Source organism: Janibacter cremeus (genome assembly GCF_029395675.1).
Classification (GTDB): domain Bacteria; phylum Actinomycetota; class Actinomycetes; order Actinomycetales; family Dermatophilaceae; genus Janibacter; species Janibacter cremeus_A.
Window position 1 is genome coordinate 1801825 of sequence record NZ_CP115184.1, and the last position, 26349, is coordinate 1828173.

General features: G+C 70.7%; 25 protein-coding genes and 1 tRNA gene. 8 read left to right on the forward strand and 18 right to left on the reverse strand.

The window, feature by feature from the left end; all coding sequences use genetic code 11:
* Positions 1-16: 16 nt before the first annotated feature.
* The gene (trhA, locus tag O9K63_RS08390) at positions 17-742 is read left to right on the forward strand and encodes a PAQR family membrane homeostasis protein TrhA (RefSeq protein ID WP_277236993.1); all 726 of its coding nucleotides are present in this window, start codon (positions 17-19) and stop codon (positions 740-742) included.
* Here trhA and O9K63_RS08395 read toward each other — a convergent pair.
* Both O9K63_RS08395 and mca read right to left on the reverse strand, forming a co-directional pair.
* Entirely contained in the window at positions 689-973 is a 285-nt protein-coding gene (locus O9K63_RS08395) for a hypothetical protein (protein WP_277236995.1), read from the reverse strand. The two genes, trhA and O9K63_RS08395, sit on opposite strands and share 54 nt — an antisense overlap.
* Complete coding sequence (mca, locus tag O9K63_RS08400) at positions 970-1902, reverse strand: mycothiol conjugate amidase Mca (RefSeq protein ID WP_277242292.1); 933 nt, start codon at positions 1900-1902, stop codon at positions 970-972. Before mca ends, O9K63_RS08395 begins: the two co-directional genes overlap by 4 nt.
* Before the next feature lie 163 nt (positions 1903-2065).
* Here mca and O9K63_RS08405 point away from each other — a divergent pair, with 163 nt between their 5' ends.
* The 3 genes from O9K63_RS08405 to msrA all read left to right on the forward strand — a co-directional run bounded on the left by O9K63_RS08405 (position 2066) and on the right by msrA (position 3981).
* Positions 2066-2488 (forward strand): DUF4307 domain-containing protein, encoded by a 423-nt coding sequence (locus O9K63_RS08405; protein WP_277236996.1) that lies wholly within the window; start codon positions 2066-2068, stop codon positions 2486-2488.
* Positions 2489-2663: 175 nt separating this feature from the next.
* A complete protein-coding gene (gene greA / locus O9K63_RS08410) occupies positions 2664-3161 on the forward strand; it encodes a transcription elongation factor GreA (protein WP_277236998.1) in 498 nt (165 codons plus the stop codon).
* A 130-nt stretch (positions 3162-3291) separates the two neighbouring features.
* Complete coding sequence (msrA, locus tag O9K63_RS08415) at positions 3292-3981, forward strand: peptide-methionine (S)-S-oxide reductase MsrA (protein WP_277237000.1); 690 nt, start codon at positions 3292-3294, stop codon at positions 3979-3981.
* 10 nt (positions 3982-3991) lie between these two features.
* Here msrA and O9K63_RS08420 read toward each other — a convergent pair whose 3' ends face one another.
* The gene (locus tag O9K63_RS08420; RefSeq protein ID WP_277237002.1) at positions 3992-4480 is read right to left on the reverse strand and encodes a DUF1992 domain-containing protein; all 489 of its coding nucleotides are present in this window, start codon (positions 4478-4480) and stop codon (positions 3992-3994) included.
* 22 nt (positions 4481-4502) lie between these two features.
* Complete coding sequence (locus tag O9K63_RS08425) at positions 4503-6515, reverse strand: NADPH-dependent 2,4-dienoyl-CoA reductase (protein ID WP_277237004.1); 2013 nt, start codon at positions 6513-6515, stop codon at positions 4503-4505.
* A 132-nt stretch (positions 6516-6647) separates the two neighbouring features.
* Here O9K63_RS08425 and O9K63_RS08430 point away from each other — a divergent pair, with 132 nt between their 5' ends.
* Entirely contained in the window at positions 6648-7643 is a 996-nt protein-coding gene (locus O9K63_RS08430) for an SGNH/GDSL hydrolase family protein (RefSeq protein ID WP_277237006.1), read from the forward strand.
* 54 nt (positions 7644-7697) lie between these two features.
* On the opposite strand, the gene O9K63_RS08435 is transcribed toward O9K63_RS08430, so the two are convergent.
* The 5 genes from O9K63_RS08435 to O9K63_RS08455 all read right to left on the reverse strand — a co-directional run bounded on the left by O9K63_RS08435 (position 7698) and on the right by O9K63_RS08455 (position 13527).
* Positions 7698-9482 (reverse strand): S-layer homology domain-containing protein, encoded by a 1785-nt coding sequence (locus O9K63_RS08435; RefSeq protein ID WP_277237008.1) that lies wholly within the window; start codon positions 9480-9482, stop codon positions 7698-7700.
* A gap of 173 nt (positions 9483-9655) precedes the next feature.
* On the reverse strand, positions 9656-9916 hold the full coding sequence (locus O9K63_RS08440; protein ID WP_277237009.1) for a hypothetical protein: 261 nt from the start codon (positions 9914-9916) through the stop codon (positions 9656-9658).
* 5 nt (positions 9917-9921) lie between these two features.
* The gene (locus O9K63_RS08445) at positions 9922-10836 is read right to left on the reverse strand and encodes a Bax inhibitor-1/YccA family protein (protein ID WP_277237011.1); all 915 of its coding nucleotides are present in this window, start codon (positions 10834-10836) and stop codon (positions 9922-9924) included.
* 121 nt (positions 10837-10957) lie between these two features.
* Positions 10958-12142, reverse strand: coding sequence for a cystathionine gamma-synthase (locus O9K63_RS08450; RefSeq protein WP_277237012.1), 1185 nt, complete (start codon positions 12140-12142; stop codon positions 10958-10960).
* A 2-nt stretch (positions 12143-12144) separates the two neighbouring features.
* Positions 12145-13527, reverse strand: coding sequence for a cystathionine beta-synthase (locus O9K63_RS08455; RefSeq protein WP_277237014.1), 1383 nt, complete (start codon positions 13525-13527; stop codon positions 12145-12147).
* A gap of 68 nt (positions 13528-13595) precedes the next feature.
* Here O9K63_RS08455 and O9K63_RS16785 point away from each other — a divergent pair, with 68 nt between their 5' ends.
* The 3 genes from O9K63_RS16785 to O9K63_RS08465 all read left to right on the forward strand — a co-directional run bounded on the left by O9K63_RS16785 (position 13596) and on the right by O9K63_RS08465 (position 14796).
* The gene (locus tag O9K63_RS16785; RefSeq protein WP_431190311.1) at positions 13596-13883 is read left to right on the forward strand and encodes a siderophore-interacting protein; all 288 of its coding nucleotides are present in this window, start codon (positions 13596-13598) and stop codon (positions 13881-13883) included.
* A complete protein-coding gene (locus O9K63_RS16790; protein WP_431190388.1) occupies positions 13811-14425 on the forward strand; it encodes a siderophore-interacting protein in 615 nt (204 codons plus the stop codon). Before O9K63_RS16785 ends, O9K63_RS16790 begins: the two co-directional genes overlap by 73 nt.
* A gap of 291 nt (positions 14426-14716) precedes the next feature.
* Positions 14717-14796 (forward strand) — tRNA-Leu (locus tag O9K63_RS08465).
* A 264-nt stretch (positions 14797-15060) separates the two neighbouring features.
* Here the strand turns inward: O9K63_RS08465 and O9K63_RS08470 are convergent.
* The 9 genes from O9K63_RS08470 to mfd form a co-directional block, all read right to left on the reverse strand.
* Positions 15061-16053, reverse strand: a complete 993-nt coding sequence (locus O9K63_RS08470) for a Ppx/GppA phosphatase family protein (protein WP_277237016.1) — start codon at positions 16051-16053, stop codon at positions 15061-15063.
* On the reverse strand, positions 16050-16586 hold the full coding sequence (locus tag O9K63_RS08475; RefSeq protein ID WP_277237017.1) for a DUF501 domain-containing protein: 537 nt from the start codon (positions 16584-16586) through the stop codon (positions 16050-16052). The genes O9K63_RS08470 and O9K63_RS08475 overlap by 4 nt, the downstream gene beginning before the upstream one ends.
* Positions 16583-16966, reverse strand: coding sequence for an FtsB family cell division protein (locus O9K63_RS08480; protein ID WP_277237019.1), 384 nt, complete (start codon positions 16964-16966; stop codon positions 16583-16585). Before O9K63_RS08480 ends, O9K63_RS08475 begins: the two co-directional genes overlap by 4 nt.
* 163 nt (positions 16967-17129) lie before the next feature.
* On the reverse strand, positions 17130-18410 hold the full coding sequence (eno, locus tag O9K63_RS08485) for a phosphopyruvate hydratase (RefSeq protein WP_277237021.1): 1281 nt from the start codon (positions 18408-18410) through the stop codon (positions 17130-17132).
* A gap of 109 nt (positions 18411-18519) precedes the next feature.
* Positions 18520-20145: a polysaccharide pyruvyl transferase family protein gene (locus O9K63_RS08490; protein ID WP_277237023.1), complete on the reverse strand. Its 1626-nt coding sequence runs from the start codon at positions 20143-20145 to the stop codon at positions 18520-18522.
* Positions 20146-20194: 49 nt separating this feature from the next.
* A complete protein-coding gene (locus O9K63_RS08495; RefSeq protein ID WP_277237024.1) occupies positions 20195-21322 on the reverse strand; it encodes a GNAT family N-acetyltransferase in 1128 nt (375 codons plus the stop codon).
* Positions 21323-21330: 8 nt separating this feature from the next.
* Positions 21331-22095 (reverse strand): MazG nucleotide pyrophosphohydrolase domain-containing protein, encoded by a 765-nt coding sequence (locus tag O9K63_RS08500; protein ID WP_277237026.1) that lies wholly within the window; start codon positions 22093-22095, stop codon positions 21331-21333.
* A gap of 2 nt (positions 22096-22097) precedes the next feature.
* Positions 22098-22646: a hypothetical protein gene (locus O9K63_RS08505; protein WP_277237028.1), complete on the reverse strand. Its 549-nt coding sequence runs from the start codon at positions 22644-22646 to the stop codon at positions 22098-22100.
* Between the two features lie 22 nt (positions 22647-22668).
* Positions 22669-26307, reverse strand: coding sequence for a transcription-repair coupling factor (mfd, locus tag O9K63_RS08510; RefSeq protein WP_277237029.1), 3639 nt, complete (start codon positions 26305-26307; stop codon positions 22669-22671).
* Between the last annotated feature and the right edge of the window lie 42 nt (positions 26308-26349).

Below are 26349 nucleotides of genomic sequence, written 5' to 3' on the forward strand. Positions count from 1 at the left end.
AAGTTACCGTGGACCGATGGAGTCCCCTCGCACCGTGCACTCGTCACGCGCCAAGGAGCTCGCCTCGGACGTCGGCGAGCACGTTGACGCCTTCGTCGAAGCGGTCAAGCCCCACCTGCGCGGCTGGCTCCACCTCGTCATGGCCCCCCTGGCGCTCATCGGCGGACTCGTCCTGACCTCGACGGCCCCGACGCAGGGCGGTCGGATCGCGGCCATGGTCTTCACCGTCACCGCCGGCCTGCTCTTCGCCACCTCGGCGCTCTACCACCGCGGCAGCTGGGGGGAGAAGATGGGCGCGGCGCTGCGCCGGTGGGACCACGCGAACATCTTCCTCATCATCGCCGGCAGCTACACCCCCTTCGCCCTGATGCTCCCGCGCTCCCAGGCGGTGACGCTCCTGGCGACCGTCTGGACCGGCGCGATCCTCGGTGTGATCTTCCGCGTCTTCTGGGTCGACGCCCCGCGCTGGCTCTACGTCCCCGTCTACGTGGCCCTCGGCTTCGTCGCGGTCTTCTACATCAAGCCGCTGCTGACCCACGGCGGATGGACGATCCTCGGTTTCGTCCTCGCCGGCGGAGCGCTCTACACGGCGGGGGCCATCGTCTACGGGCTCAAGCGACCCAACCCGTCACCGCGCTGGTTCGGCTTCCACGAGATCTTCCACGCGCTGACGGTGCTGGCCTTCATCTCACACTTCGTCGCCGCGACGCTGGCCCTCTTCGGCCCCATCGCCCAGAGCTGAGTCCCGCTCCCCCGCCGGCCGCTCGTCGGCCGCGTCCGCTGAGGTCGGCGTGCCCGCCCCACGGGCCGCCTCCTGCTCCTGCTCCTGCTGCTCCTGCGCCCGCTGGGCGAGGTTCATCCGACGTACCCGCGTGAACATGCTGCGCATCAGCAGCCACAGCACGACCGCGAGGAAGAAGAAGACGACGAAGGCCAGGAAGCCCGGGCCGACCTCGGTGCTGGGTGCGCTCATGTCCATTCCTTCACGGTCGGGGCGACACGGTCGTCGCGCACCAGCTCCAGATCGGTCCGTCGGCCGAGCGCGTCCGCCTCGACCAGCGAGCCCGGGATGCCCGCGAAGAGGTCATCCTCGTCGTCGTCGGTCTCGACGTGGCTCATCGCGAGCTCGTACTCCTCGGTCGGCCAGATCTCGGCCTGCAGGGAGTTGGGCACGGCGAAGAAGAACCCGTCCGGGTCGACCTGCGTCGCGTGCGCCCGCAGGGCGTCGTCGCGCACGTCGAAGTAGTCCGCCGTGTGCACCCTCGTGGTCACCTTGCGCTGGGGCCGCTGGCCGGCGCGCTCGATCCAGTCGACGAAGGGGGACTCCTGGCCACGGGCGACGAGCGCGTCGTGGAAGGCCTGGATGCGCGCGAGGCTGAAGCCCCCGTTGTAGTAGAGCTTCAGCGGCTGCCAGGGCTCACCCGCGCGCGGGAAGCGGTCCGGGTCGCCCGCCGCCTCGAAGGCGGCGACGGAGACCTGGTTGGTCATGACGTGGTCCGGGTGCGGGTAGCCGCCGTTCTCGTCGTACGTGGTGACCACGTGCGGCCGGAAGCGGCGGATCTCGCGCACGAGGGCCTCGGTGGCGACGTCCAACGGCTCGAGGTAGAAGCACCCGCGCGGCAACGGCGGCAGCGGGTCCCCCTCGGGCAGGCCCGAGTCGACGAAGCCGAGCCACGACTGCTGGACGCCGAGGATCCGGCGGGCCTCCTCCATCTCGTCACGGCGCACCTGCGAGATGTCGCGCAGGATGTGCGGGTCGTCCTTCAGCTTGGGGTTGAGGACGTCACCCCGTTCGCCGCCGGTGCACGTGACGACGAGGACCTCGGCGCCCTCACGGACGTATTTGGCGGTCGTCGCCGCCCCCTTGCTCGACTCGTCGTCGGGGTGGGCGTGCACGGCCATGAGCCTGAGTGCTTCCACGGGTGGTGTCCTCCCGGACAGGTGTCTGCCGCGCGGGCCGGTGTGCCGCCGCGGTCTGGTGTCACGGACAATGGAGGCATTGTCTCACCGAGCACCGGGAGCCCTCGACGTGACCGGTGGCACCCCCTTCGCCCGCAGGAGAACCATGAGCACCGACGCGCAGGAACCCCACTACTGGGACCCCGAGCGCGAGGAGGCCGCCGCCGAGGCCGCCCCCGACCGGGGCAGCCGACGCTGGTGGGTCGCCGGCGGGCTCTTCGTCGCGTTCGCGTCGGCATTGGTGGTGTGGTTCGCCATCGCGAGCACGCAGGGCGCGGTGAAGGCGACCGACATCGGCTACGAGCACACGGGCGAGCGCGAGATCACGATGATCTTCGACGTGACCCGGGAGCCCGGCACGGCGGTCTCCTGCACGGTCACGGCGATGGACGGGGACTACGGACGGGTCGGCACCGCACAGCACGAGGTCCCGGCGAGCGAGGAGCGCACCACCCGTGTCCGGGCCGCCGTGCGCACGACCACACAGGCCGTCACGGCGACCGTGAAGCAGTGCTCGGCCCTCGAGTGACACCTGCATCCCGCGGTCTTTGGCGTTAGACTGGGTCTTTACACGCAACCGTGGGTCTGGGCCGTTCGGTCCAGACCTTTGTGCATCACCGTCCGAGTCGATGGATGGTGCGCCACGGTGACCACCCGCGGGACGTGCCACCAACGCCGCCGCGGCCCAAGGCAAGGAGTATCCCGTGACCCAGACCGCGTCCAACGCGACCTACCTGACCCAGGAGGCGTACGACCGACTGCAGGCCGAGCTGCGCGAGCTCTCCGGTCCCGGCCGGGTCGAGATCGCCAAGCGCATCGAGGCCGCTCGCGAGGAGGGCGATCTCAAGGAGAACGGCGGGTACCACGCGGCCAAGGAGGAGCAGGGCAAGATGGAGGCCCGCATCCGCCAGCTGACCCAGATCCTCCAGAACGCCTCCGTCGGCGAGGCCCCGCCGGACGACGGTGTCGTCGAGCCGGGCATGGTCGTGACCGTCGAGCTCTTCGGCGAGGAGGAGACCTTCCTCCTCGGCTCGCGCGAGATCGCCGACGGCGACGAGTCGATCGACGTCTACTCGGAGCAGTCCCCCATGGGCAAGGCCATCAACGGCCAGATGGTGGGCGGGACCCACACCTACCTCGCCCCCACCGGCAAGACGATCGAGGTCAAGATCCTCGAGGCGAAGCCCTACTCGGCGTCCTGATCGGACCCCACGTGTCCCCCGATTATCGGGTGACCCGATGAACCCCGGCTCTGCAACGGTTCCAGACCCTTGCGAAGCCGGGGTTTCTCTTGCTGTGTCCTCGCCGGAGTGGTCCTGAGACAATGGCGGCATGTTCGGTCGTCAGCTCCCGCCCATGCCCACCGCCGAGACCGCCCTGCCCGGGCGTGATGAGAGGCCCTTCGACGTCCCGGCCACGCACGCGGTCCTCGGGACCCCGCTCGAGGGCCCGTGGCCGGAGGGCACCCAGGTGCTGCACGTGGCGATGGGCTGCTACTGGGGTGTGGAGCGGATCTTCTGGCAGCTGCCCGGCGTGGTCACCACGGCAGCGGGCTACATGGGGGGCTTCACCCCCAACCCCACCTACGAGGAGGTCTGCACCGGCCTCACCGGCCACGCCGAGAGCGTGCTGATCGCCTACGACCCGGCGGTGATCCACCCCGAGCAGCTGCTCAAGGCCTTCTGGGAGAACCACGACCCGACGACGGCCAACCGGCAGGGCAACGACGTCGGCACCCAGTACCGCTCGGCGATCTTCTGGGACACCCCGGAGCAGCGGGCCGCGGCCGAGGCGACCGCGGCGGCCTTCGGGCGAGAGCTGGCGAAGCGGGACCTCCCGCCGGCGGCCACCGAGATCGTCTCGACGCAGGAGTCGGGGCCGTTCTGGTACGCCGAGGCGGTCCACCAGCAGTACCTGCACCACAACCCCGGCGGGTACTGCAACCACGGCCCCAACGGGCTGACCTGCCCGGTCGGTGTGGCCGACCTGCCCGCGCAGACCGACATCATGCCCCCGAGCTGATCCGGTCGGGTCAGCGGCGTCGCAGGCGGCGCCACCACGACCGCCGGTGCGACGGGGGCGAAGGGGGCTCCGGCGCCCCTTCGTCGGCGGGGGCCTCGGCGCGCTGCGCACGCAGCCGCCGCCACTGCTCGACCAGCACCTCGACGTCGGCCCTCGGTGCGATCGGCGGCGAGGCCGGGCCGAAGGTGGGTCGGCGCAGCTCCGCCAGGACCCGCTCGTTGTAGTCCCGCAGGATCTCGCGCACGCCCTCCTCCGTGGCGACGTCCGCCAGCGAGTCCGGGAAGGTGGCGTGCTCGCGCCGCAGCTGGAAGACCGGTGGCAGCGCGTCCGAGGAGTCCAGCCCCTCACGCTCCATCATCCGCTTGACCCACCAGTCCGGGTCACGGTCGTCGAGCCCGCGCAGCGGCTTCCCGGCGCCGGGCAGGTCGTCGAACTCGCCGCGCTCGATCGCCTCACGGATCTGGCGGTCGATCCAGCCTTCGTGGCAGGGCACGCTCATGACCCCTCCAGTGTGGCAGCGGTCAGAGGGCCGCTGCGAGCTCCGTGCCCTGACGGATCGCACGCTTCGCGTCCAGCTCAGCGGCGACGTCGGCGCCGCCGATGACGTGGGTGTCGACCCCCTTCGCCCGCAGCGGCTCGACGAGGTCACGCACGGACTCCTGCCCGGTGCACACGACCACGGTGTCGACCTCGAGGGTGCGCGGCTTGCCGTCCACGGTGAGGTGCAACCCGGCGTCGTCGATCCGCTCGTACGTCGCACCGGTGATCTGGTGGACGCCCTTGGCCCTGATCGCCAGGCGGTGCACCCAGCCGGTCGTCTTGCCCAGGCCGGCACCGATCTTCGTCTCCTTGCGCTGGACGAGGTAGACGGTGCGCGGCGATGCCTGGGGGTGCGCCTCCTTGAGGCCACCCCGCTCCGCGGACGTCGGGTCCACGCCCCACTCGTCCTGCCACTCCTTGATGTCGAGCGTCGGCGACTCCACGGTCGTCAGCAGCTCGGTGACGTCGACGCCGATGCCCCCGGCTCCGATGACCGCGACGCGCTCCCCCACCTCGCGGGTGCCGAGGACGGCCTCGGGGTAGCTGACGACCATCGGGTGGTCGATCCCCTCGATCTGCGGGATGCGCGGGGTGACGCCGGTGGCGACGATGACCTCGTCGAAGTCCTCGAGGTCGGCGATGTCGGCCCGACGCCCCAGGTGGACGGCAACCCCACGGCGGTCCAGCTCGCCCTTGAAGTAGCGGATGGTCTCGGCGAACTCCTCCTTGCCGGGGATGCGCATCGCCAGCGCGAACTGCCCGCCGATCTCCTCCCCCGCCTCGAAGAGCTCGACGTCGTGGCCGCGCTCGGCCGCGGAGACGGCCGCCGAGAGTCCGGCGGGGCCGCCACCGACCACGGCGACGCGCTTGCGTCGTGCCGTCGGGGAGAGCACCAGCTCGGTCTCGTGGCCCGCACGCGGGTTGACCAGGCAGGAGGCGACCGTGCGCTGGAAGGTGTGGTCGAGGCAGGCCTGGTTGCAGGCGATGCAGGTGTTGATCTCCCCACCGCGACCGTCCTGCGCCTTCACGGCCCACTGCGGGTCGGCGAGCCACGGGCGCGCCATCTGCACCAGGTCGGCCTGCCCGGCCGCGAGCGCCCGCTCGGCCTGGTCGGGCATGTTGATGCGGTTGCTCGTCACGACGGGGATGCCCACGTGGGGGCGCAGCCTCTCGGCGACCTCGGTGAAGGCCATCCGCGGCACCGAGGTGACGATCGTGGGCACGCGCGCCTCGTGCCAGCCGATGCCCGTGGAGAGGATCGTCGCGCCGGCGGCCTCGATCTCGGTGGCCAGCGCCTGGATCTCCTCCCAGGTCTGCCCGCCCTCGACGAGGTCGAGCACGGACAGGCGGTAGACGATGATGAAGTCCTCGCCGACGGCGGCCCGGACGGCACGCACGATCTCGGTGGCGACCCGTCGCCGGTTGGCCGGCGTCCCGCCCCAGCCGTCGGCGCGCTGGTTGGTGCGCGGCGCGAGGAACTGGTTGATGAAGTAACCCTCGGAGCCCATGACCTCGACCCCGTCGTAGCCCGCCTCACGCGCCAGCTGGGCGGCCCGGGCGAAGGCGCGGATCTGGCGACGGACCCCCTTCTCGCTCAGCGCACGCGCGGTGAACGGGTTGATCGGGGCCTTCGTCCGGGACGCCGAGACCGACCAGGGGTGGTAGCTGTAGCGACCGGCGTGCAGCAGCTGCAGGGCGATCTTGCCGCCCTCGCGGTGCACGGCGTCGGTGACCTGCCGGTGCCGGCGCGCCTCGCGGCTCGTGGTCATCTTGGAGGCGAAGGGGTAGAGGGTCCCCTCGATGTTCGGCGCGAAGCCACCGGTGACGATCAGCCCGGCGCCCCCCTTCGCCCGCTCGGCGTAGAACGCCGCGAGTCGCTCGAAGTCCTTGGCCTTGTCCTCCAGCCCGGTGTGCATCGACCCCATGATCGTGCGGTTGCGCAGGGTGGTGAAGCCCAGGTCGAGCGGGGTGAAGAGGGTGGGGTACTCGGTCATGACGTCCTCGGGTCCGGCATCAGGTCTGCGTCGAAGGATGCCAGATGCACGCATTCCTGCCGCCATTCGTTGGCAATGTCACGTGGGGATGACAAGGTTGGCTCCGGGACATCCGTGACGACGAGGAGAGCGATGCCGCAGCTGCGCAGGACGGCCGGTCGGGTGCTCGTCGCTGCCCTGGGCACTGTCGTCGTCGGGGCCGGCGTGGCAGGCATGGCCTACGGCCTGATCCAGGCCGAGGCGAAGATCACCCGCCGCATCGTCGGCAACCCCTTCGACGGCGCACCCGACGACGACGGCGTCTACGGCGCCGCCCCCGGCGAGCCGGTGCGCCTGCTCGTCCTCGGGGACTCCACCGCAGCCGGGATGGGCGCGGACCACGCCTACCAGACGATCGGCGCGATCCTGGCGACCGGGCTCGCGGCGATCATGGGCCGTCCGGTCGAGCTGACCAACGAGGCGGTCGTCGGTGCGCAGTCCTCGGACCTGAGTGCCCAGCTCTCCCACGGCCTGGCCCGCATCGACCACGCGGACGTCGCGGTCGTCCTCGTCGGCGCCAACGACGTCACCCACCGCATCGACCGGGCGGTGTCCGTGCAGCACCTGAAGCGCACGGTGCGCTACCTGCGCACGCTCGACATCCCCGTCGTCGTCGGGACCTGCCCGGACCTGGGCACCGTCGAGCCGGTCCCCTTCCCCTTGAACAGGCTGCTGCGCCAGTGGAGCCGCGACCTCGCCGCCGCGCAGACGGTCGCCGCGGTCGAGGCCGGCGCCCGCTCGGTGTCGCTGGCCGACCTGCTCGGCCCGGAGTTCGAGTCGAGCCCGTCGGTGATGTTCAGCCAGGACCGCTTCCACCCCTCGGCCGCAGGCTACGCACGCGTCGCCTCGGCACTGCTACCGACCGTCGCCGCCGCGGTCGATGCCTGGCCGGAGGACGCCCTGGGCGACACCGAGCCGGAGCCGAGCCGCGGCGAGGGCATCGGGGCCCTCGACGACGCAGCCGAGCGCGCCGCCTCCTCCCCCGGCACCGAGGTGGGGCCCGCGGAGTTCAAGGGCCACCGAGCCGGTCCGCGTGGCCCGTGGGCGATGCTGCGCCGGCGCGGCGGCCACGAGGTCACCGACCTCTAGGGACGCCGACCGCAGCCGGGGGGGCGGGCACGCACCCGCCCCCCGCGAGGCGGCTCAGGAGGCCGTCAGGGCCTGCGAGCGGTACAGGAAGGCTGCCACCGCCTCGCGGGTGATCCTGTTGCGCGGGCGGAAGGTCCCGTCGGAGTGACCGGTCGTGATGCCCTGGTCCGCGAGCCAGGCGATGTGGTCGACGAACGGGGTCCCCTCGATGTCGGTGAACGCGTAGGGGGTACTGCTCTTGGGGGGCTGGCCATCGAGAACGAACCGCGTCATGAACGCAGCCATCGCCTCACGCGAGATCCGCTCCTTCGGGCCGAAACTCCCGTCGGGGTGGCCCGTGGTGATGCCCTCGTCCTGCAGCCAGGCGATCTCGTCGGCGAACTTGCTCGACGCGTCCACATCGGTGAAGTCGGGGTCACTCGTGACCTCGGGCTCACCGGCGATCCGGTAGAAGAACGCCGCCATGGCCTCACGGGAGATCCGGTCCTTCGGGCCGAAGGTCCCGTCGGGATATCCGGTGGTGATCCCCTCGTCCTTGAGCCAGGTGATCTCCGTCGTGAAATCGGTCGTGTACGGGGTCACGTCCGGGAACGGCGGCGGGTCCTGCTCGGGCACGAGGGCCGCCGTCTTCGTGCGGATCTTCGGTAGCTGGGCGTAGAGGGCGCCCCCCGGGCAGGCCGTCGCGTAGCCGTCGCGGTGCCCGCTGATCGCGTCGTGCTTGTGGCCGCTCATGGTCACCGTCGAGGTGGGGTCCACCCGGTGCCGACCCAGCTTCCACGCGAACAGCTCCGCGTAGGCGTCCAGCACCGCGGCGTTCGCCGACGTGCTCTGGTAGTTCCCGAGGACGCTCATGGCGAACGACTCGGAGTTGTAGCCGAGGGTGTGGGCACCGATGACGGGCTCGGCGACCCCGCCGTAGCGCCCCTCGAAGATGCGGCCGAACTTGTCGACGAGGAAGTTGTAGCCGATGTCGTTCCAGCCACGACCCTCGACGTGGAAGGTGTAGATCGCGCGGACGATCCCCGCGGACTGGCTCCGGGTGTAGTAGTTCGTCCCGTCCGTGTGGTGGACGAACCCGCCGTTGATCTCGCCGTACGACGGCTCCCCCCGACGGATGGACTCGTCCGCTCCCCACTGCGCGCGGGTGATGATGTCCGGCTTGGTTCCAGCGGCGGCCGCGCTGCCCGCGGGGAGCGCGTCCTGCCCCACCCGCGCGTCCTGATCGGCCGTCTTCGGGTCGATGAGGTTGACCTTCATCCCCCGCGGGGCCGTGCCGTCCTCCGCCTCGACCCGCACCTGCACGCCGTCCGACTCGGGGACGATCAACGGGTCCGTACCGGCCTTGGTCTCGCTCGTCGCCTCGCTGGTGCCGGCGTCCGGCCCGTGGCCGTCGGAGGAGGGCACGTACTCCCAGTCCGACCACTTCGTGCCTGCGGTCTTCGTGCGCACCCACACGGTGACCGGCTCCTGCTCGCTCTCCCAGGTCAGTCCGAGCGCGGAGAAGTCCCGGGTGCTGCGCTTCTTCGTCAGCGCGACGACCTCGTCGTCCTGCGGCTCGACCGGACCGTGACCGCGCTCGGACCGGGGGGTGCGGGTCTGCGGGTCCTGCGCCGTGTCCGGGAGGTTGAACTCGACGTCGGCCGTGTTCCTGGCGGCCTCCTCGCTGACGCCGTCGACCGCCACCTTCTCCATCGCGGTGTCGATCGGATCGGCCTCGTCACCAGTGGCGTCCACGATGGCCGTCGGGCCGATGACGAGGGCCGCAGCGACGGCAGCAGCCAGGGGGAGTCGGAGGGCGAGGACACGGGCGACATGCGGGCGCGTGCGTGTATTGCTCATGAGGGGACGAACTTTCGAAAGGGGGACGGTCCCCCGAAGATTACCCTGACGGCAAACTTTTGTGCAGTGCGGCCACGGCGTGGCGCCACGAGGTCCGACCTACCGGCCCTCTCCCGGGATGTCGGCGGACCACATCGCACACGCGCGGGTGCACGACGGGTCGTCGTCTGCGGTCAACCGCTCCAGCCGAGGCGAAGGGAGGCCAGCCGCTCCGCGAGCCCGGCACCGCCCCCTTCGCTCGCGCAGGCGTCGTAGACCACGACACGCAGCTGGTCCATGACCACGGCCGGGCCGAGATCCGGCAGCTCCTCCCCCGCGATCTCCGCGAGGAGAGCGTGCACCCCCGGGAGCGCCGCGGCCGCGCGGTCCAGCGGCAGCTGACGCCACCTACGGACCGCGCGGCCGAGCTCGCTCTCGATCTCCGGCGGGATCACGCGCCCTACTCGGAGCGCAGGCGACCCAGCAGGCGCAGGATCTCCAGGTACAGCCACACCAGGGTGATGACCAGACCGATGGCCAACGTCCAGGCGAAGGTGGCCGGGAGGCCGGCGCTGATCGCCTTGTCGATGTTGTCGAAGTCCAGGGTCAGCATGACGGCGGCCAGGCCGATCGCGAAGAGCGAGATGCCGATGCCCATCCAGCCGGTGCCGCCGAAGCCGAACGGGGAGCCGTCGAAGAAGAGCATGTAGCCGAGGTTGATCATCGAGAAGACGAAGTAGCCCATGACCATCATGGAGACGATCGAGCGGAACTTGTCGGTCACCTTGATCACGCCGGTCTTGTACAGCAGCAGCATCGAGCCGAAGACGCACAGGGTCGCCAGGACCGCCTGCGTGACGATCGACTCGAAGACGCTGCCACCCGTGGCGTCGAACATCACGTGGTAGGTCTGGCTGATCGCGCCGACGAAGACGCCCTCGACGACCGCGTAGACCATCGCGAGGGTGGGGCCGACCGGCTTGCGCCGGAAGGCGATGTACAGGCCCAGGCCCAGCGTGCCCACCAGGCCGACCATGAAGAGGATGCCGCCGAGGGCGGGCGAGACGGCAGAGGCGACCCACGCGGCCGCGGCCACGGCCACCAGGACCGCGAAGAGCGCGCCGGTGCGCATGATCACGTCGTCGAGCGTGATGGCCCGACCGCCGCCACCATCGCCCCCGAGCCCGGGAGCGGACCCGGGCTCGCCGAAGCCCGGCTGCGGCCGGCCGTAGCCCTGCTGACCGTACGGGCCCGGCTGCTGGGGCGCGTAGCCCTGCGCTCCGTAGCCCTGCTGGGTGCGCACGCCGGACTCGCGGAAGCCCGCGTAGCCGCGCTGCGCGTCGTTGGTGACCCGGTTGAGAAGCGGGTTGCTCATGGGGTTGGGCCCTCCTGGGGACTCTGCGCGACCGGCGGCCGCGGTGTCTGTCAGGACCAGCCTACGGTGCCGCCGGCGCGGCACGGTAAGGACTGTCCACAGGTTCGGGCGCGCACCGCTGTCAGGAGCGCATCCCGTCGAGCGCCTGCTCGAGGTCGGCGAGCAGGTCGCCGGCGTCCTCGATGCCGACGGACAGTCGCACGAGGTCGTCGGGGACCTCGAGCATCGAGCCGGCCGTCGAGGCGTGGGTCATCGCGCCGGGATGCTCGATGAGCGACTCGATGCCGCCCAGCGACTCCGCGAGGGTGAAGACCTCCACCCGCGAGCAGAGCTGCTTGGCCGCCTCGACGCCCCCGGCCATGCGCACCGAGAGCATCCCGCCGAAACGGCTCATCTGCTTCTTGGCCGCCTCGTGGCCCGGGTGCCCGGGCAGGCCCGGGTAGAGCACGGACGTGATCTCGGGGCGGGCGGAGAGCATGTCCACCACCGCCTCGGCGTTGTCGCAGTGTCGTTCCATGCGCACGCCGAGCGTCTTGATGCCGCGCATCGTCAGGTACGCGTCGAACGGACCGGGGACGCCCCCGGAGCCGTTCTGCAGGAAGGCGATCGCGGCGTCCGTCTCCTCGTCGTCGGTGACGAGGAGGCCACCGACGACGTCGCTGTGGCCGCCGAGGTACTTCGTGCTCGAGTGCAGCACCACGTCCGCGCCGAGGGCGAGCGGTCGCTGCAGGTAGGGGCTGGCGAAGGTGTTGTCGACGACGAGCTTCGCGCCCGCGGCGTGGGCGACCTCGGCGATGGCACCGATGTCGCCGATGTTCAGCAGCGGGTTGGTCGGCGTCTCCAGCCACACGAGCTTGGTGTTGGGCCGGATCGCCGCGCGGATGGCGTCGACGTCGACGACCGGGGCCGGTGTGTACTCGATCCCCCAGTGGGTGAAGACCTTGTCGATGAGGCGGTAGGTGCCGCCGTAGGCGTCGTCCGGGATCACGAGGTGGTCACCGGGGCGAAGGGCGGCGCGCAGCATCGCGTCCGTCGCCGCCATGCCGGAGGCGAACGCCCGACCGTACGACCCCCCTTCGATGGAGGCGGCGTTGGCCTCGAGGGCCTGCCGGGTCGGGTTGCCGGTGCGGGCGTACTCGAACCCACCACGCATCCCGCCGACGCCGTCCTGGGCGAAGGTCGAGCTGGCGTAGATCGGGACGTTGACCGCACCCGTCAGCGGGTCCGGCTCGTAGCCGGCGTGGATGGCCCGGGTGGAGAACCCCTGGCTCGCGCGTGCGTCCGCAGCGCTCTTCTGCTCGCCCATGATCAGCCCTTCGCTCGGTGGGACAGGTGGCCCAGCAGGTCGTGCCGGGTGATGACGCCGGCCGGGTTGCCGCCCTCGACGACGAGCAGCGCGTCGGACTGCTCGAGCGCCTCGGTCGCGGCGGAGACCGGCTCGTTGGCGCCGATCTGCGGGAGCTTGGCCCCCATGTGCTTGCTCACCGGGTCCGCGAGCGAGGCATGCCCCTCGAAGACGGCGGTGAGCAGGTCGCGCTCGGTGACGGCTCCGGCGACCTCACCGATGACGACGGGCGGCTCGGCGCCGACGACCGGCATCTGGGACACGCCGTACTCGCGCAGGATGTCGATCGCCTCGCGGATCGTCTCGTTGGGGTGCGTGTGGACCAGGGCCGGCAGCTCGCCGCTCTTGCCGCGGAGGACGTCACCGACGCTGGCCGCGCCGGCGTCATCGCTCGGCAGGAAGCCGTAGGAGGCCATCCACTCGTCGTCGAAGATCTTGGCGAGGTAGCCGCGGCCACCGTCGGGCAGGAGGACGACGATCTTCGCGTCCGGGCCCTCGCGCTCGGCGACCCGCAACGCCGCGACGACGGCCATTCCGCAGGAGCCCCCGACGAGCAGGCCCTCCTCCAGCGCCAGGCGGCGGGTCATGGCGAAGGACTCCTGGTCCGTGACGGCGATGACCTCGTCCGGCACGGACGGGTCGTAGGCGCCGGGCCACATGTCCTCGCCGACGCCCTCGACGAGGTAGGGCCGGCCGGACCCGCCGGAGTAGACCGAGCCCTCCGGGTCGGCGCCCACGATCTTGACGCGGCCCTCGGAGACCTCCTTGAGGTAGCGGCCGGTGCCGGTGATCGTGCCGCCGGTGCCGATCCCCGCCACGAGGTGGGTGATCTCGCCGTCGGTCTGCTCCCAGATCTCCGGGCCGGTCGTCTCGTAGTGGCTGAGCGGGCCGTTCTGGTTGAAGTACTGGTTGGGCTTCCACCCGCCGGGCAGCTCCTCGGCGAGCCGGTCGGAGACCGAGTAGTAGCTGTCGGGGTGCTCCGGGGGCACCGACGTCGGGGTGACCACGACCTCCGCGCCGTAGGCCTTGAGGACGTCGATCTTGTCCTTGCCGACCTTGTCCGGGCAGACGAAGACGCAGCGGTAGCCCTTGCGCTGGGCGAAGAGGGCGAGGCCGACGCCGGTGTTGCCGGAGGTCGGCTCGACGATCGTGCCACCCGGCTTGAGCTCGCCGGACTCCTCGGCCGCCTCGATCATCTTCTTCGCGATGCGGTCCTTGATGCTGCCGCCGGGGTTGAGGTACTCGACCTTGGCCGCCACGAGACCCGATCCGGGTGGGACGACGGAGGAGAGCTTGACCAGGGGGGTGTGACCGATGAGGTCGGAGATGTGGTCTGCGATCTGCATGTCCAGCATCGTGGCACGGATCACCGGGATGGCGACACCAACCCTCGAGGTAAGGGTACCCTCAGTACATGGCTCTCCCCGCCCGAAGGCCCAGGCCCCAGCACGTCCTCACCGTCGAGTCGACCGATCGGCTCGGACCGCACCTGGTCCGCATCGTCTTCACCGGAGACTCCCTCGCCGACTTCGGTGCCGCCGAGTTCACCGACGCCTACGTCAAGCTGATCTTCGTCGACCCGGCACTCGGGCTCGAGCCCCCTACGACCTGGCTGCGCTGCGCGAGAGTCTGCCCGCGGACCAGCAGCCGGTCACCCGGACGTACACGGTCCGCGCGATCGATCGTGCGGCCGGCCAGCTGACCCTCGACTTCGTCACCCACGGAGACACCGGGTACGCAGGTCCATGGGCAATGGCAGCGCAGCCCGGTGACGTTGCCGTCATCAGGGGCCCGGGCGGGGCCTACGCCCCTGCCGCCGACGTGGACTGGCACCTGCTGGCGGGTGATCTCTCGGCGATGCCGGCCATCGCCGCCGCCCTGGAGGCCCTCCCCTCGTCGGCGAAGGGGGTAGCCCTGCTCGAGGTGGAGTCGGAGGCGGACGTCCTCGACCTCACCGCCCCGGAGGGCGTCGAGGTCTCGTGGCTGGTCAACCCCGATACCGACGATGTCGCCTTCCTCGCCCGCGCAGTGGACGCGGCCGCGTGGCCGACGGAGGCGGCGAAGGGGGCGGTGCAGGTCTTTGCCCACGGCGAGCGCGAGTCGATCAAGGCGGTGCGGAAGGTGCTCAAGCAGCGCGAGGTCCCGCGTGAAGCGATCTCGATCTCGGGCTACTGGGCGCGTGGACGCACCGAGGATGCCTTCCAGGCCGAGAAGAGGACGCCGGTGGGGAAGATTGAGGACTAAACACTCCACATCCCACATCACCAAGCGACTGTCATGCACAGGTGATTCAGGACGACTACCTGTCCAACCGATCTCCCATCCAGTCATATTGTCTCAAGCGCCGTCTGTTGCGCGAAGGCATCTTCGAGCCACGCTGCAAAGGTGCAGGGGGACGGAGTGGTTGGGCGAGCCCATCCCGCTCGAGCTCGAGCACCGTGATGGGAACCCCAGGAACAATCAGCTCAGCAACCTGGAGCTACTCTGTCCCAACTGCCATGCTCAGACTCCGACGTATCGCAGTCGCAATCGCAAGCGGGCGTAGGCCAACTGGCGAGCCGGGGAACTTAAAATTCCTGTCGAACGTGTGGGTTCGAATCCCACCGCCCGCACCAATGTCCTGAGTCGCGTCATCGCTGACACGGTGACGCGGCTCAGGACCTTTTTGTGCAGGTTGACGGGACGGTCGTGGATGAGCATCAGGTCGGGGACGTGGCCCTGTCGGGAGGCGTCCAAACGGGCTGCTGTCGGTCGCGATGCTCAGCCACACTGCAAAGCCTCAGGTGAGATCTGTCAACGATGTCGTGAACCCGGACACCACCGCCCACACCAACAGGCAAGTGATCATCAAACCGCCTGTTGAATCGCTACACATCAGCCTAGCCAGCCGGCTGCTGCAGCTCGTCCTCCGGCTCGTCCGGCACCACGATCGACAGGGCGATCCCGTCGAGGATGTCGCGCTCGGAGGTCGTGACGACCAGGTCGGGGCCGTTGGCTCCGCGCGCCCGGTCGAGGATCTCGTACCAGATCAGCGCCCCGGCGCCGATGACGTCGACGCGGCCGGGGTGCATGAATGGCTGCGCGGCGCGCTCGGCCCGGGTGCTGAGGATGAGGCGCTCGCAGGCCTCCATGTACTCCTCGACCGTCAGGTCGGCCAGGTGGATGGCCGCGGGGTCGTAGGAGGTCAGGCCGAGTGCCTGCGCGGTGACGGTCGTGACCGAGCCGGCCAGCCCGATGACCGTCTTGATACCCCCGAGCCCGACCTCGGCCTCGGCCGTGTCGAGGGCCTCGGCGATGTCGAATCGCGCCGCGTCGATGATCTCCTGGGTCGGCGGGTCGGTGCGGTGGTGGCGCTCGGTCAGGCGCACGCTGCCGATGTCCAGCGAGGTGCAGGCGACCACCTCACGGGTGCCGCGCACGACCTCGGTGGAGCCGCCTCCGATGTCGACGACGAGGTACGGCCCCTCGAAGCCCTCCTCGGCCAGCGAGCCGGTCGCGCCGATGAAGCCCAGCCGCGCCTCCTCGTCCCCGTCGACGACCTCGGGAGTCACGTCAAGCTCGCCGAAGGCCTCGCGCACCCCCTGGACGAACTCCTCGGAGTTGCTCGCGTCGCGGCTGGCGGAGGTGGCGACGAAGCGCACATTGCCCGGCGGGACCTGCTCGTGGCGGCACTGCTCCGCGTACTCGCGGCACATGTCGAGGGTGCGGCGCAGGGCCTCGTCGTCGAGCCGGCCGGTCGTGTCGACCCCCTGCCCGAGGCGCACGACCTCCACCCGCCGGGTCACGTCGGTGAGGACATTGCGTCCCGGGTCGTGGTCTGCGATCAGCAGGCGGATCGAGTTCGTCCCGCAATCGATTGCTGCGACTCTCATCGGTCGCTCCCTTCGTCCGTGCTCACGCACGGGCTGGTGCGCCACCACTCGGGCAGCAGGTCAAGTGCCTCGTCCCCCAGGGGGTTGACCCCGGGACCGGCAGCCAAGGAGTGTGCCACGAGAACATGGAGGCACTTCACACGCGTGGGCATGCCGCCGGCGGAGATCCCTTCGATCTCCGGGACGTCGCCGAGCTCCCCGCGACGCGCGAGGTAGTCCTCATGGGCGGCGCGGTACCGCACCGCCAGGTCCTCGTCCTCGAGCAGACGCTGCGACATCTGGGCCATCAGCCCGCTGGACTCGAGCGTCGAGATGGCGCCGGTCAGCCGTGGGCACGTGGCGTAGTAGCTCGTGGGGAAGGGGGTGCCTCCCGGGAGGCGCGGAGCCGTGCGGACCACGGTGGGACCACCGCAGGGACACCGGTGGGCGATGTCGACGGCACTGCGGGCGGGCCGGCCGAGCTGCTCGTGGATGGTCGCCAGGTCCTCGGGGGCGACCCGGTCCAGGTCGTTGCCGCGCTCGTCGATCGTCACTGCTGCTTCTCCGCAGTGTCGGCCGTGGTCACCGAGTCGGCCATCTTCTCGTACCAGGGCTGGGTGTTGGACGACGTGACCGTCCCCGTCTCGGGGTCGACGTCCGCGATCGTCTCGTCCGGGTCGACCACGGTGTAGGTCTTCTCCCCCGGTCGCACGAACTTCAGTCGCTTGCGGGCCTGGGCCTCGACGTACTCCTCCGTCTGCCACAGCTCGCGCTCCCGCTGGAGGTCGTCGACGGCGGCCTCCTGCGCCGCGACCTGCGACTGCAGCTCGTCCAGACGCTGCTGCTGGTCGTACCAGGACTTGCCGGTGGGCACGAGCATGAGCGCCAGCAGGGTCATCAGTGATCCGAGGACCACCCACCGACGGGTGGTCATCACGGCCCTGCGCCGGGGGTCCCGGCCGGGCCTCGGTGCCGCCCCGCCGATGGGCCCTCTGGAGGTGTACCGGCGCGGACGGTCGCGTGCCGGGGGTCGCCGCGTCGCGCCCTTCACGCCGAGGCGTGAAGGGCGGCGTCGCGGGGACCCGGCCATCCGTGGATCAGCCCGTGAAGCGCGGGAAGGCACCCGCGCCCGCGTAGACGGCAGCGTCGTCGAGCTCTTCCTCGATGCGCAGGAGCTGGTTGTACTTGGCGACGCGCTCGGAGCGGGCCGGGGCGCCGGTCTTGATCTGGCCGCAGTTGGTGGCGACCGCGAGGTCAGCGATCGTCACGTCCTCGGTCTCGCCGGAGCGGTGGCTCATCATCGAGCGGAAGCCGTTGCGGTGGGCCAGGTCGACCGCGTCCATCGTCTCCGTGAGCGAGCCGATCTGGTTGACCTTGACCAGCAGCGCGTTGCCCGCGCCGTCGGCGATGCCGCGGGCGAGCCGCTGGGGGTTGGTGACGAAGAGGTCGTCGCCCACGAGCTGGACCTTCTCGCCGAGCTTGCCGGTGATCTCCTGCCACCCCTTCCAGTCGTCCTCGTCCAGCGGGTCCTCGATGGACACCAGCGGGTAGGCGTCGACGAGGCCGGCGTAGTAGTCGACCATCTGCTTGGCGTTCTTCTTCTTGCCCTCGAAGGTGTACTTCCCGGAGGCGTGGAACTCGCTGGCGGCCACGTCGAGGGCGAGCGCGATGTCCGTGCCGGGCTTGTAGCCGGCCTTCTTGATGGCAGCGATGATCAGGTCGAGCGCCTCGCGGTTGCTGCCGAGGTTCGGCGCGAAGCCGCCCTCGTCACCGAGCCCGGTCGAGAGGCCCTTGTCCTTCAGGACGGCCTTGAGCGAGTGGTAGACCTCGGTCCCCCAGCGCAGCGCCTCACGGAAGGAGGGCGCGCCGATCGGGGCGATCATGAACTCCTGGATGTCGACGTTGGAGTCCGCGTGCGAGCCGCCGTTGAGGATGTTCATCATCGGCACCGGCAGGACGTGGGCGTTGGGACCGCCGACGTAGCGGAAGAGCGGCAGGCCGGCGGACTCGGCAGCTGCCTTGGCGACCGCGAGGGACACGCCGAGGATGGCGTTCGCGCCGATCGAGCCCTTGTTGTCGGTGCCGTCGGCGGCGATCATCTCGGCGTCGACGAGGCGCTGCTCGCTGGCCTCGAAACCGAGGATGCGCGGCATCAGGTCGTCCTCGACGGCCCGGACGGCGTCCTCGACCCCCTTGCCCAGATAGCGCTTCTTGTCGCCGTCGCGCCGCTCCACGGCCTCGAAGGCACCGGTGGAGGCGCCGCTGGGGACCGCGGCACGGGCGATGGTGCCGTCGTCGAGGGCGACCTCGACCTCGACCGTCGGGTTGCCGCGGGAGTCGAGGATCTCGCGCGCGCCTACTGCCTCGATGCTGGCCACTACCGGCTCCTTGATTGGTGCGTGATGACTGGTCCCCCGAGGGTATCGGCTCCGCGGCGACGCTCGGTCGAGCGACCCACCGGCTCCTGCTTCGCTCATTCGTGGACGGCTAACCGCGACTGCGCCACCGACGCAGTCGGCGCCGCACCCCGTCCCTCAGGGCCGCCCCGGGCGGTCGCTGCTTGGAGCGGATCTCGTCGATCTGTCGTTGCAGGGCCCTTTGGGACGTCGCCGCCTTCTCGGAGGTACTGGCCAGCTCCTGTCTCAGCTGCTCACTCTCCGTCCGGAGCTGCTGGCAGTCGTCCTCGAGTCGCTGACCCTCCCGGGTCAGCTGACGGATCTGCTGCTTCAGCTCCTTCTCCTGCCGCCGCTGCTCCTTGGCCTCGAGGGAGATGCGGTCCCTGGTCCTGTTGACCATCTCGTAGAGGCTCGTGAACACGGCGAAGGACTCCCGGTCCCGCGGCGCGCCCCACTCGTACGACCGGTGCGTCGGCAGATCGACCCGCATCACGTCGCCCTCGCCGCGGATGCTGGCAGCGATGCCGTCCCACCAGTCGAGCTGGTATCGGGTCGCCACCGCGCCCGCCGCCTCCAGGTGTGCCGTCAGCTCGGCGCGGTCGCGCGAGAGGGCGCTGACGACCGTGGTGCCGAAGAGTCCGTTCCACGCCTCGTAGGGCACGGCGAGAGCGCTCATTCCCACGTGCTCCAAGGCGCCGTGCATGCGGATCATCGCGTAGTGGCTCGTCACGAGGCCGATCGCCGGGACGCCGACCGCAGGACCGAAGACGACCGGGTGGTAGCGGGTGGAGATCGTGAACTCGGCTCCGGAGGTCACCGTGAGGGCCTGGGCAGCGGAGATCACCGGCAGCTGGTGCACGCGCGGACTCGTCATGAGCTCAGCGATGCGCGCATGGGCCATGCAGTCCCGGTCGTCCTCGTCGCCGACGCCGAGGACTCCCATGTGCGGCACCAGCACGATGTCGACGTCACAGGTGGCCACGATCTCGTCCAGGGCCGTGGCGATCGTGCGGTGGTACTCGGCGGTCGACATCTCGGGCACTCCCGGGTCGTGGGCGAAGCTGCCCACGACGAAGGTGCCTGGCAGGGTCAGCTCCACCTCCGGCACGCTCGAGCCCTCCATCTGCGGGATGAGGAGTGCGTCGTCGAAGGTCAGCACGACCTTGTCGGGCTCCGCGCACAGGGACCTCACCAGGTGGGCGGATGACCGCTCCCGCACACCGAACACCGTCGCGTAGTCAGCGATCTCCCTGACGATCTCCTCGTCGTCCTCCGACAGGTGGGGACCGACCGACTGGCTGGAGACGAAGAGGGGGACCTCGAAGAACTCGGCGATCCGCGTCAGGGCCAGCCGCTCGAAGAGGTGGTGCTCACCGTTCGCGTTGAGATTTCCGCCGCCGGCGATGACGACCGCGTCGGCCCGGCGCACCGCCTCGACGGCCGGTGCCATGGCTTCGGGGAACTTCGCCTCACCGGCGAAGGCCGACTCGAGCGCGGACAGCAGCGTGACCTTCTTCGGCCGCGGCACGCCCCGGAAGCCGAGCCTGCGGATGGTGTCCACCCGGTAGTGCGCGGCCGACAGCTCCGGGTCGCCGGCGACGAGGGTGACGTCGGCCCCGTGCCGCTTCAGCTGGGCGATGGCGGCCTCGGTCATGGCCTCGTCACCCAGGTGGTACTGCCCCGCCCAGCTGACATCCCCGATGACTACGACCTTCATGCGCAAGAACCCCTGACGTCAGGACACTGGTTGGACTGGTCCCGGGAGCCTAACCGGCCTCGGCGACCAGGTCCGCCAGTCGCCGTCGTTGGACGCCCGCGTCGAAGTTGTCCGGAGCGAGCCACGCCTCGTGGCCGGCCCGGATCCGCGGCCAGTCGTCGACCACCATCGCGAACCACGCGGTGTCGCGCGCCCTCCCCTTCGTCACCACGTGCCGACGGAAGGTGCCCTCGTAGGCGAACCCGAGGCGCTCGGCGGCCCGGCGGGAGGCGGCGTTGAGCGCATCGCACTTCCACTCGTACCGGCGGTAGCCGAGCTCGAAGACGTGCCGGGCGAGCAGCACCATCGCCTCGGTGGACGCGGTGGTGCGCTGCAGGCGCGGCCCGAGCAGGACGTTGCCGATCTCGACGCAGCCGTTCGCCCGGTCGATCCGCATCAGGGCGACGAGTCCGCAGGCCACACCGTCGCCGTCACGGACGACCACCTCGACGGTGTCGGCGGCCAGCCGCCCCGCGATGTACTCCGCGAAGGGGGCCGCCTCGGTGATCGGCTCCTGCCCCAGCCAGGTCCACAGGGAGGCATTGCGCCGGCCGCCGACCTCGGCGAAGAGCTCGGCGGCGTGCGCGGGCGTCAACGGCTCGAGGGTGCAGTGGTCGCCGGTGACGGTGCCCGTCTCCGGGCGCGGTGGTGGGGCCCAGTCGAGCACCTCGGGACCGATCGGCTGGTCGTGCTCATTCGTGCGCACCTCGTCCCGGCTCGCGGGCGGCAGCACGACCTGACCGATGGGCCCGGGGTTGTGGGCGACCTCCCAGCGGAACCCGTCCGGGTCGGCGAAGTACCCGGTGTAGCCGCCCCAGTCCCGCTCCTGCCCTGCGGAGACATCGCCGGATCCCGCCCGGCGGGCGAGGTCGAGGACGGCATCGACGTCGGCCGGGGTCGGGACGTTGTGCGCGAGGGTGACCGGGGCGATCCCCGACCCGCCACGGATCGCGCCGACCTCCCCCTCGAACGCGTCCTCGTCCCACAGCGAGAGCACGAGGTGCTCACCGACGCGGATCATGAGCACCTCGCCCGGGACCTCCAGCTCCGCGGTCCACCCCAGTCCGTCGAGGTAGAAGCGAAGCGTCGCCGTCAGGTCCGCGACGGCGAGGGTGACGAAGCTGATCCGCTGGTCCATGGCTCTCCTCAGGGTCCGCTGTCGCGAGCGGCCTTCTCCTGCACCTTGATCGACTGCCACTGCGCCTCGATCTCCTCGAGGGTGCCTGCGCTCGCGTCCCCGAAGACGTGCGGGTTGCGGCGCACGAGCTTGTCCACCAGGGCAGCGGCCACGTCGTCGACGTCGAAGGGGTCCTGCGCGTGGTCCGCGGCGACCCGGGCGTGGAAGAGCACCTGGAAGAGCAGGTCGCCGAGCTCGTCGGTCAGCTCCGCCCGCCCCCGCGGGTCGTCGGGGGCGGCGATGACCGCCTCGAGCGCCTCGTGGACCTCCTGCGCCTCCTCCAGGACGAAGGGGGCCAGGCTCGCGTGGTCCTGTGCCGCCACCCAGGCGCACCCTCCGGGTGCGCGCAGCCGGTCCATGACCGCGACGGCGTCGAGGAGGCGGCCGCCCTCGACGTCCCACGACCCCACGAGGACCTCGACCTCGGGTCCCTCGTCGAGCCGGGAGACCTCGGTGGCGATCGCGTCGCTCAGCCCGGGGTCCCCGTCGGCCGAGCCGAGCCAGATCGTCTCCCGCGCCCCCGCGGACTCCACGAGCAGGCGTGCCCGCTCGGTCGCCGACTCGGGGCCGACCGGTGTCACCGCGATCCCGTCATCGGCAAGCGCCAGCGCCAGGTCCTCCGTGACGTCGGCGGCCAGGACGAGGTCGGCGCCGTCGAGGGCGCGCCATGCGTCCCGGCTGAGCAACCCCGCCGGGACCCGTGGGCTCGATGCCAGCAGGATCAGGTGCGGCACCGTCAGGGCATCTCCGGCGTGGGGCTCGGGGACTGCAGCCAGTTGGGGCTCTCGCCGTCGGGGCGGTAACGCGGGCTGATGCTGACGTCGAGGTCCCGGACCTGCTGGGCGACCTCCTGCTGCTGCTTCTGGTCCAGCTGCGAGTACACGGCGTTGGCCCGGAAGAAGTCCACCGTCGTCTCGGAGGGCGTCGGGACGGCCTCGTCGAGCTGCTTCTCGATCGTCTCGCCGGACGGGACCGGGATGTCGTTCTGCTCGGCGTACTCGAGCAGCGTCGGCACCTGGATGAGGCTGCCGATCAGCTGGTCGGGCCCGACCTCCTGCGGCGGCTGCCCGCTGGCCTCGGCCTGCGCGGCGACGACCTGCCCCACCTCGCGACTGCTCTGCTGGGCCTGGGCGACGGTGATCTCGTGACCTTCGACGATGGCGGCCGGCGCGGTGATGCCGGGGTCCTCGATCCCGTCGGTGCCACCGCAGGCCCCGAGGGTCAGGGCGCCGCCGACCACCAGCACTGCGATCGAGGCGGAACGTCGTTGTCTGCTGCCGGGCACGGGCTGTCCTTTCATCACGTCCTCAGCGGGAGCGCGAGGTGTCGCGGGGCGGGTTCGCCCCAGTGTCCACGATGACATTGTCGAGCATGACCTGATTGACCAGGTCGGTGGCCCACTGCAGCACCTCCGTGTCGCGAAGGGGGCTGCCTCCGACCCGCGCGGTCATCGGCTTGGGGACGAGCACCGTCTGGGTGCCCTCCTTGTAGCTCGACTTCGGGTACAGGCGGGCCAGGCGCAGCTGCTGGCTCTCCTTCAGCTGTGCCGGGGCGAAGCGCACGTTCTTGCCCTGCACCACGACGTCGCTGAGACCCGCGGCGCGCACGACGATGCGCAACCGGGCGACGGCGACGAGGTTGCGCACCGGCTCGGGCGGCTCGCCGTAGCGATCGGTGAGCTCCTCCACGATCTCGGTGAGGTCCTCCTCGGTCTCCGCGGAGGCGAGCTTCTTGTAGGCCTCGAGGCGCAGCCGCTCGCCCGGCACGTACTCGTACGGCAGGTGGGCGTCCACGGGCAGCTCGATCTTGACCTCGGACGGCGCGGCCTCCCCTTCGCCCTTGAAGTCGGCGACCGCCTCACCGACCATCCGCACGTACAGGTCGAACCCGACTCCGGCGATGTGGCCGGACTGCTCACCGCCGAGCAGGTTGCCGGCACCGCGGATCTCGAGGTCCTTCATCGCGACCTGCATGCCGGAGCCGAGGTCGGTGTTGCTCGCGATCGTGGTCAGGCGGTCGTGCGCCGTCTCGGTCAGTGGCTTGTCCGGCGGGTAGAGGAAGTAGGCGTAGGCCCGCTCCCGGCCACGACCGACACGGCCACGCAGCTGGTGCAGCTGGCTCAGGCCGAACTTGTCCGCCCGGTCGAGGATGAGCGTGTTGGCATTGGAGATGTCCAGCCCGGTCTCGACGATCGTCGTGCACACGAGCACGTCGAAGCGCCGCTCCCAGAAGTCCAGGACCACCTGCTCGAGCCGGTGCTCCCCCATCTTGCCGTGGGCGGTCTCGACGCGGGCGTCCGGCACGAGCTCACGGATCCGGGCGGCGGTCCGCTCGATCGTGCTGACGTTGTTGTGCACGAAGAAGACCTGCCCCTCGCGCATCATCTCGCGGTGGACGGCCGCGGCGACCTGCTTCTCCTCGTACGGCCCGACGAAGGTGAGCACCGGGTGGCGTTCCTCCGGCGGCGTCGCGAGCGTGGACATCTCGCGGATGCCGGTGACGGCCATCTCGAGGGTGCGCGGGATCGGCGTCGCGGACATCGCCAGCACGTCGACGTCGGTGCGCAGGGCCTTCAGCTGCTCCTTGTGCTCGACACCGAAGCGCTGCTCCTCGTCGATGATCACCATCCCGAGGTCCTTGAACTTCACCTCGTTGCCGAGGATGCGGTGGGTGCCGATGACGAGGTCGACGGAGCCGTCCTTCATGCCCTCCAGCACCGCCTTGGCCTCCGAGTCGGTCTGGAAGCGGCTGAGTGCCTTGACCGTCACGGGGTACCCGGCGTACCGCTCGGAGAAGGTGTTGAGGTGCTGCTGGACGAGCAGGGTCGTCGGCACGAGCACGGCGACCTGCTTGCCGTCCTGGATGGCCTTGAAGGCCGCGCGCACCGCGATCTCCGTCTTGCCGTAGCCGACGTCACCGCAGATGAGCCGGTCCATGGGGAAGGACTTCTCCATGTCTGCCTTGACCTCGTCGATGGTGCTCAGCTGGTCCGGCGTCTCGATGTGCGCGAAGGCGTCCTCGAGCTCACGCTGCCACGGGGTGTCCGGCCCGAAGGTGTGGCCCGGCGTGGCCATCCGGGCGCTGTACAGGCGGATCAGCTCACCCGCGATCTGCCGGACGTGCCGCTTGGCCTTCGACTTCGTCTTCTGCCAGTCACTGCCACCCATCTTGTTCAGCGCCGGCGCGTCACCGCCGACATAGCGGGTGACCTGGTCGAGCTGGTCGGAGGGGACGAAGAGCCGGTCGCCCGGGTGGCCGCGACGGGAGGGTGCGTACTCGATGACGAGGTACTCGCGGGTGGCACCGCCGATGGTGCGCTGGATCATCTCGACGAAGGACCCGACACCGTGCTGCTCGTGGACGACGTGGTCCCCCGGACGCAGCTGGAGGGGGTCCACCTGCTTGCGGCGGCGCGACGGCATCCGCCGCATGTCACGGGTGCTGGCGCCGGCGCCGCTCGAGCCCAGGAGGTCGGCCTCGGTGAGCACGGCGAGCCGGTGGTCCTCGGCGACGAAGCCGGTGCCCAGGCTGGCGCGGGTGATGGTGACGACGCCGTCGGCGAGCTCGACCGGCTCGCCCTCCTCGGCGACCCGGGTGGGGACGTCGGCACCGCGCAGCACCTCGGCGACACGCGCGACGAGCCCGGCTCCGTCGGTGGCGATGAGCACCCGCCGGCCCGCGGCGGTCCACTCGGTGAGCTGGGCGACCGCCGCCTCGGTGTTGCCCCGGAATTTCGGCGGCTCCGCCGCGGGGACCCGCAGCCCGACGTGGTCGTGCGCGACCCGGTCGTCCATGTCGGCCGCCAGCGCGTCGAGCTCCTCGTCCACGGCGAAGGGGGTGATGCTCCACCACGGCAGGCCCAGCTCGAGTGCGTGCTCGCGGGCCTGGGCGAGCGTCCAGTGGGAGGCGGTGCCGAGGACGCCCTCGAGGTCGATCGGCACCACGTTGCCGGCCGCAGCGTTGGCCCAGCTGGCCTGGAGGAACTCCTCGCTCGTCGAGACGAGGTCGTGGGCACGGGCCCGGACCTTCTCGTGGTCGAGGACGATGACGCCGGCCTCCTTCGGCAGCACGTCGAGGATCGACTCCATCCCGTCGACGAGAGCGGGCGCCAGGGACTCCATGCCCTCGACGGCGATGCCCTCGGCCACCTTCAGGAGCATGTCGGCGACACCGGGCAGGTCCCCGGCGAGCGCGGCGGCCCGCTCCCGGACGGTGTCGGTGAGCAGGACCTCGCGGCACGGCGGGGCCCAGAGGACCTCGGTCGCGTCGAGGCTGCGCTGGTCGGCGACCTTGAACCAGCGGATCTCGTCGACGGTGTCGCCGAAGAACTCCACCCGGATCGGGTGCTCCTCCGTCGGCGGGAAGACGTCGAGGATCCCGCCGCGCACGGCGAACTCGCCGCGGCGGTCGACGAGGTCGGTGCGCACGTAGGCGGCGTTGGTCAGGGCCTCGGCGATGTCGGTCAGGGGCCGCTCGTCCCCGACGCGCAGCGCCACCGGCTCGAGGTCGCCGAGTCCCTTGGCGATCGGCTGGAGGACCGCGCGCACGGAGGCGATGACGTAGCCGAGGGGACCGTGGCCGGCCCCCTGCTCCCGCGGGTGCGACAGGCGACGCAGCACGGCGAGGCGGCGGCCGACGGTGTCGCTGCGCGGGCTGAGCCGCTCGTGCGGCAGGGTCTCCCAGCTGGGGAAGGTCGCGATGAGCTCGGGGTCGACGAACTCGGCGAGCGCGGCCGAGAGGTCGTCGGCCTCACGGGCGGTCGAGGTGATGATCAGCTGGGGTGCGTCACCGGGGGTGGCCCCGCCGATCGTGGCGACGGTCGGCGCCCGCAGGCCGGTCGGCGCGACGATGTCGAGCTGATCGGTGGCGGTGCGGTGTCGGGGGATGTCCGCGAGGCCGGGCAGACCGGCGATCGCGCTCAGGAGCGGGGCGAGGGAGGAAGGCATGCTGGGGTCGATTCTGCCGTACGTTCACGACCGGCCGTGACC

Bases quoted from the DNA above. Each gene is read 5' to 3' on its own strand.
- O9K63_RS08425 (WP_277237004.1), bottom strand. From the start codon at position 6,515: ATGACCGAGTACCCCACCCTCTTCACCCCGCTCGACCTGGGCTTCACC.
- O9K63_RS08435 (WP_277237008.1), bottom strand. From the start codon at position 9,482: ATGAGCAATACACGCACGCGCCCGCATGTCGCCCGTGTCCTCGCCCTC.
- msrA (WP_277237000.1), top strand. From the start codon at position 3,292: ATGTTCGGTCGTCAGCTCCCGCCCATGCCCACCGCCGAGACCGCCCTG.
- mca (WP_277242292.1), bottom strand. From the start codon at position 1,902: ATGGCCGTGCACGCCCACCCCGACGACGAGTCGAGCAAGGGGGCGGCG.
- mfd (WP_277237029.1), bottom strand. From the start codon at position 26,307: ATGCCTTCCTCCCTCGCCCCGCTCCTGAGCGCGATCGCCGGTCTGCCC.
- O9K63_RS08445 (WP_277237011.1), bottom strand. From the start codon at position 10,836: ATGAGCAACCCGCTTCTCAACCGGGTCACCAACGACGCGCAGCGCGGC.
- O9K63_RS08450 (WP_277237012.1), bottom strand. From the start codon at position 12,142: ATGGGCGAGCAGAAGAGCGCTGCGGACGCACGCGCGAGCCAGGGGTTC.
- trhA (WP_277236993.1), top strand. From the start codon at position 17: ATGGAGTCCCCTCGCACCGTGCACTCGTCACGCGCCAAGGAGCTCGCC.
- O9K63_RS08470 (WP_277237016.1), bottom strand. From the start codon at position 16,053: ATGAGAGTCGCAGCAATCGATTGCGGGACGAACTCGATCCGCCTGCTG.
- O9K63_RS08495 (WP_277237024.1), bottom strand. From the start codon at position 21,322: ATGGACCAGCGGATCAGCTTCGTCACCCTCGCCGTCGCGGACCTGACG.
- O9K63_RS08395 (WP_277236995.1), bottom strand. From the start codon at position 973: ATGAGCGCACCCAGCACCGAGGTCGGCCCGGGCTTCCTGGCCTTCGTC.
- O9K63_RS08480 (WP_277237019.1), bottom strand. From the start codon at position 16,966: ATGACCACCCGTCGGTGGGTGGTCCTCGGATCACTGATGACCCTGCTG.
- O9K63_RS08405 (WP_277236996.1), top strand. From the start codon at position 2,066: ATGAGCACCGACGCGCAGGAACCCCACTACTGGGACCCCGAGCGCGAG.
- O9K63_RS08490 (WP_277237023.1), bottom strand. From the start codon at position 20,145: ATGAAGGTCGTAGTCATCGGGGATGTCAGCTGGGCGGGGCAGTACCAC.
- O9K63_RS08430 (WP_277237006.1), top strand. From the start codon at position 6,648: ATGCCGCAGCTGCGCAGGACGGCCGGTCGGGTGCTCGTCGCTGCCCTG.
- O9K63_RS08420 (WP_277237002.1), bottom strand. From the start codon at position 4,480: ATGAGCGTGCCCTGCCACGAAGGCTGGATCGACCGCCAGATCCGTGAG.
- O9K63_RS16785 (WP_431190311.1), top strand. From the start codon at position 13,596: ATGGCTCTCCCCGCCCGAAGGCCCAGGCCCCAGCACGTCCTCACCGTC.
- O9K63_RS08455 (WP_277237014.1), bottom strand. From the start codon at position 13,527: ATGCAGATCGCAGACCACATCTCCGACCTCATCGGTCACACCCCCCTG.